This is a genomic window from Chamaesiphon sp. OTE_20_metabat_361 (assembly GCF_031364565.1).
The window spans coordinates 1-5795 of sequence record NZ_JANLWO010000338.1 but is presented as its reverse complement, the minus strand read 5'-3'; the positions used below and the strand labels follow the sequence as shown (position 1 = coordinate 5795).

The 5795-nt window shown below is 44.8% G+C and carries 5 protein-coding genes; 1 reads left to right on the top strand and 4 read right to left on the bottom strand.

The window, feature by feature from the left end:
* Nucleotides 1-817: NAD(P)H-hydrate dehydratase (locus RMO35_RS09915; RefSeq protein WP_309740770.1), on the top strand; the 817-nt coding region annotated here is incomplete at its 5' end.
* A 4-nt stretch (nucleotides 818-821) separates the two neighbouring features.
* Here the strand turns inward: RMO35_RS09915 and RMO35_RS09910 are convergent.
* The 4 genes from RMO35_RS09910 to RMO35_RS09895 form a co-directional block, all read right to left on the bottom strand.
* Nucleotides 822-2330 carry a tetratricopeptide repeat-containing serine protease family protein gene (locus RMO35_RS09910; RefSeq protein ID WP_309740767.1) on the bottom strand — a complete coding sequence of 503 codons (1509 nt, stop codon included), beginning with the start codon at nucleotides 2328-2330 and terminating at the stop codon, nucleotides 822-824.
* A gap of 220 nt (nucleotides 2331-2550) precedes the next feature.
* A complete protein-coding gene (gene ligA / locus RMO35_RS09905; RefSeq protein ID WP_309740766.1) occupies nucleotides 2551-4575 on the bottom strand; it encodes an NAD-dependent DNA ligase LigA in 2025 nt (674 codons plus the stop codon).
* Nucleotides 4576-4871: 296 nt separating this feature from the next.
* Complete coding sequence (locus RMO35_RS09900; RefSeq protein WP_309740762.1) at nucleotides 4872-5465, bottom strand: hypothetical protein; 594 nt, start codon at nucleotides 5463-5465, stop codon at nucleotides 4872-4874.
* A gap of 4 nt (nucleotides 5466-5469) precedes the next feature.
* On the bottom strand, nucleotides 5470-5709 hold the full coding sequence (locus RMO35_RS09895; protein ID WP_309740759.1) for a hypothetical protein: 240 nt from the start codon (nucleotides 5707-5709) through the stop codon (nucleotides 5470-5472).
* Nucleotides 5710-5795: the final 86 nt, after the last annotated feature.

Sequence of the window (5795 nt, the reverse complement as noted above, 5' to 3'; positions counted from 1 at the left end):
ATATCATCAAGGACATCTATTACTAATTGTCGGCTCAGAACAATATAGTGGTGCGGCAATTTTAGCTGGATTGGGAGCTAGAGCTACTGGCGTCGGCATGTTATCGATCGCAGTTCCAAAGTCACTTAAACCCACCTTATTAAATTATTTACCTGAAGCCTTAATTATTGGTTGTCCAGAAACCGAAGCAGGGACGATTAAATCGCTACCAGATTTAGATTTTAGCAAATATCAAGCGATCTCCTGTGGGTGCGGATTAACCGAGCGACCATCGAAAGTAATCAAACAAATCCTATCCACAAATTGTCCGATCGTTCTCGATGCCGATGCCCTAAATATTATCGCTAAACTAGGTTTAGAAGCAACAATATCCACCCGGACACATCCCACAATTTTAACCCCGCATATCGGTGAATTCAAACGTTTATTTACCAAAATTCCGACAGCAAATAAACTCGCTGCGGCAAGCGCGGCAGCCCAATCTAGCGGTGCAGTTGTATTAGTCAAAGGAGCGAGAACTGTTATCAGTTATGATGGTAGACCGATCGTGATTCCTGAAAGTACTCCAGCTCTAGCTAGAGGCGGTAGTGGTGATATTCTAACGGGACTGATTGGCGGTTTAATTGCTGCTGAGAGTCGGTTAAATGTCGATCTGGCAGAAGTTGTCGCGACAGCAGCCTGGTGGCACTCTCAAGCCGGAATTTTGGCTGCTAGAGAACATGGGGATTTGGGCGTAGATCCATTGACGACGATCGATTATTTGAAGATGGTAATTCGGGAAATTCTCGATGCTAGAAATTTTGGTAAAATTCAATAAAATCTTAGAGAGTGTCCATCGCAATCGATCGACACTCTCTGGCAATATGGATCGAGTAGCAATTAAAATCCCGATTCGGTTGCATTTGCACCCAATTGTTGAGGAAATCAGTTGCTTGTTGATATACTTGTCGATTTCCTTGCTGTTTGGCGAGTTTTGCTGCTTGCCGGATGTTTTTAATAGCTACTGTCCGATTGCCGATCGAATTGTAAATTAGTCCCCTCAGTACATAAGAGTTAGCATTCTGCGGATCGAGTTGAATAGCGCGGTTTAAGTCGGCTAATCCTCCCTGGCTATTTTTGAATGCTTGATATCTAACAATACCGCGTAAAAGATATGAATTGGCAGCATTGGGATCGAGCTGGATTGCCCGATCCAAGTCATTTAATGCTCCCCGTGGATCGTTGAGCTTTTGATATTTGATGCCGCCGCGCATTGCATAAGCATTGTTATTGTTAGGATCGAGCTGAATCGATCGATTTAGGTCGGCTAATGCTCCCTGAGAATCTTGGAGTGAGTCGTGCTTGAGAAAACCACGGATAGCGTAAGCTAGTCCGTCATTGGGAGCGATCTGAATTGCCCGATCCAAATCGGCTAGTGCGCCTTGGGGATCGCCGATTTTGCCGGACTTTACCGTAGATCTAGCTCGATAAGCTTTGGCATAATCAGGTTTGAGGGCAATCGCGCGATCGTAATCTGCTAATGCACCGCGATAATTACCTTTTTCAAATTTTTGATTGGCAAGTGCAAAGTAGTCATCCGCTTTGGGCGATCGATCTGGCGAAATTGGCGTCAATTTTTGGTCTAGATTCACACCCAAATTAGCGGCAATAGTTGCAAAGCGGTTAATCGGAATACCCAGATTAAATCCAGTTTTTTGTCCTAATTCTCCATTAGCATTACGCTCGCGATCGCCTCTACCGTGAATAGCTACTACTTCTCCAACCTGATTTAATACCGCACCACCACTCATCCCTGGTAAAGTGTCATTACTATAAATTAACGAATAACCTTTATCTAAAACTTGAGTGCTATTGGCTGAGACTTTTCCCGTCCGAAATACAAATACAGATTTGCTAATAGCTGCGGTTGCTGCTGGATATCCAGCTACATATAAATCCATCCCTTCGGTTAATAGATTGCAATTGCCGAGTTTGGCGATGGGGTAGTTTTCGGAAGTGCGAAATTTGACTACAGCTAAATCGAGATCTACCGCAGCCGCACGAATCGAATTGCTGACAAGCTGATGTTTTTTACCATCTGAAGTGGCGATTGTAAATGCAGCGTTCTTATTCCTCACCACATGAGCGGCGGTAAGTACGGTATAAGTATCTCCCTGGCGCTGGAGAATCACTCCCGATCCTTGACTTCCCGGCTCTAAGATCTGGACGGTTACTGCTTTAGCTGTTTTGGCGACTTCTGGTGCGGTAGCGGCGATACTTGCCGATCTGACGATCGGAATCGTCATGCTAATCCAGATCGAGCTTGTCCAAAATATTACATTCTTTGACATGAGTTTTAGCCTCCTAAAGTATGCGATTGTTAGGTATTTTTCGTACTATTAACCCAAGTTGCTAACCATAACCCCAGCGGTTAGAAACCGCCGCTAGGAGTGCAAAGTCCGCCTTCTCGGACTAATAATTCAGTGGCATTTAGTAGGGTGGAAAGTTCCCACCAACTAGGTTTCAGGCACAATCTACTTCACAAATAACTGCACCCATTTACTTACTACATCATCCTTCATTAGTTAGCTCTAGTAACTCAGCTTCAGAAATCACCTTTACTCCTAACTTTTCCGCCTTCGCTAACTTCGAGCCTGCCTTTTCACCTGCTAGTAAATAGTCAGTTTTGGCACTAATCGAATCCGAAACTTTGCCACCATGACTCAAAATCAAGTCTCTAGCATCATCGCGCTTAAGAGTTGGTAATGTACCAGTGATTACAAAAGTTTTATCTGCAAAAGTTTGACTCAGAATATTATTATTCTCAGCATCTGTCGAGCGCTCAAATTGTAATCCCGCTGCTTTGAGTCGATCGATTAATGCGATATTTTCTGGCTGTTTGAGCCAATTATAGACGGATTGAGCAGTTTCCAATCCCACATCCCGAATATCTTGGAGATCGACGATCGATGCTTGCAATAATAGCTCGATCGAGGGGAATCTTTCGGTGATGATATTTGCGCCATTATTCCCGATTTGTCGAATCCCTAACCCATATAATACCCGCGACCACGGACGGGATTTAGAACTAGCAATACCTTCGATTGTTTTGGTTGCCGACTTCTCGCCCGTGCGATCTAAAGTCATCAACTTGGCAACAGTGAGATCGTATAAATCCGCAACTGAATTGACAAATTTGCGATCGACTAATTGCTCGATTAACTTCTCGCCGACACCATTAATATCTAGGGCATCCCGACTCACCCAATGTACCAATGAACCCTTGAGAATTGCCGCACAGCTCGGATTATTGCAGCGCAATACCGCTTCCTTCTCTGATTTGACGACTACCGTGTCGCACACGGGGCAATTTGTCGGCATTTTAAAAGGTGAGGTTCCTGGCGGACGCAAATCGTTCAATACCCGCACGACTTTGGGGATGATTTCGCCAGCTTTGCAGACGATAACAGTATCGCCAATTCTAATATCTAATTCATCGATCAGATCGCCATTGTGCAGCGTTGCCCGCTGAACTGTGGTTCCCCCCAGTTGGACGGGTTGCAGGTGCGCCAAGGGCGTAATTGCCCCCGTTCTGCCGACATTTACACTGATATCCAATACCCGCGTCGGCGCTTCTTCGGCGGGATATTTGAGAGCCACCGCCCAACGGGGGAATTTATTAGTAAAGCCGAGTTCTTGCTGCACCGCGAAGTCATTAATTTTGACGACGACACCATCTGTCATGTAGGAGAGATTTAACCGCTCGGTATTCCAGCGATCGTAATATTCACCCACTTTCGCAGCATCGGCACATAATTGGCGATGGGGATTGACCTTAAACCCCATCCGTTCCAGCATTTCTAGCGATTCTAAATGGCTGTGGAGTTCGGTTTCAGGGGTTGTCGTCGGAATTTGCAGCGTATAAGCAAAGAAATCTAATTTCCGCTGAGCGACCATTTTGGGGTCTAATTGGCGTAATGCTCCGGCGGCAGCATTTCGGGGATTGGCGAGGAGTTGTTCGCCTGCTTTTTCCCGTTCCTGATTGAGCTGTTCAAACACCGCAATCGGTAAAAAAGCTTCACCCCGTACTTCGACTATTGGCGGCGGATTTTCAATATTTAACTTGAGTGGAATCGATCGAATCGTCTTGACATTTTGAGTTATTTCTTCCCCCGTATCCCCGTCGCCTCGCGTCGCACCCCTCACCAATAATCCATTCTCGTATGTAAGTGCGATCGCCGAACCATCGATCTTCAATTCGCAGATATATTCGGCATCCTGACTCCCCATATTTCGCTGCCAACCTGCCTCCCATTTGGCAAATTCCGCCATGTCGAAGGCATTTTCGAGGCTATAAAGCGAGATATTATGTTTGACGGAAACAAAGCCCGACGCGGGACGTTCGCCGACACGCTGAGTCGGACTATCCGCAGTCACTAATTCGGGATATCGATTCTCTAAATCTTGGAGTTCGCGATACAACCTGTCATACACGGCATCTTCCATGACGGGATTGTCGAGAACGTAGTAAGCATAGCCAGCCGCCTGGAGTTTGACGCGAAGTTTTTCGGTGCGGGTAATGATTTCAGGTGTCACGATCGATCGCTGCTCAATGGTACTTGTATATTACAAGAACTCGATCGATTCCACAATACTCGATCCATTTTTTGCCGTAATCATAGCTAGAAGCTACTCTAATACCAAGATACTTTCCGCTTCTCCAGCTTTAAATTGACATGTGCAGAGTTAGGGTATCAGTCAGTAATTTTCCGAACGATTTTGTCTGAGAGATTTTCATCCAGAAGTAGCTTCATAACACGGCTACAACTTTTGTATTACAAGAACTCGATTCTCGTTCCGAGAGGCTCCGCCAACGATTCCACAATACTCTTTTAGATTTGCAAACGCTTCATCACACCATAACCTTTGAGTGCAGTTCCAGCAGCAGCAGCTAGAAAAGGAATTACAAATGGTAACTGTGTATATATGGCTAAAAAAAATGCCCCAACATTGAGATTCCACGATATGAGGCTGAGTGCAAACCAATACCAACGAAAGCTAGTTGCTGGATATACGCGCCGAAGCAATTCAAATTGAGCAAACCCTAATATCGGGCCACCTAATATCGCCAGACACGGTAAACTGAGCATTAGATATAAGGCTCCTTGACCTCCAGTATCAATATCAAAAACCAGAGTATGTAGATCGTGGAGAAACATAATTAAGAATCCAGTGATACTCGTTGTCAAAAACCACCTATAAGCTAACTTCTGGTGTTGAAACTTAAAAAGTAACGCTCCTTGCAGCATTCCCAGCAGCAGCCAATAACTGAGATAAACTGCGATCGAGATCCGCAAATCAGAAGTTGGATACCAGATGAGTTGAGTGAACCAAAACGTACCGCCAACTATTGCTAAGCATGTCGGCGAGATCGCCGTCCACAACCCCATAAATATTAGCTGTCTCGATCTATATCGACTCATCATTTTATCAACCCATTCTATCGATCGAGAGTTCCAAATCTGGAAATGTTAGTGACTTAATTAGTTCGCTGCTTCTAAATTGATGTAGATCGTATTCACCATCGACTAAACAATAAACTGAAATAGTCGGTTGTTTGGGCAGTTCGAGGATTTCTCCATCTCTGAGTTCGTAGCGATATTCCGATCGTTCTGGCAACCAGGTAATAAAATCATCAAAGCTAATTGTCTTAGATTCTGCTAGTACCATGTCGATCTTCTTAACTCAGTAAAGAAACAACTTCCTCTCAAGGTAATTTTAGCTCATCTCGATTCTCCAAGGAGAGGCTACGCCAA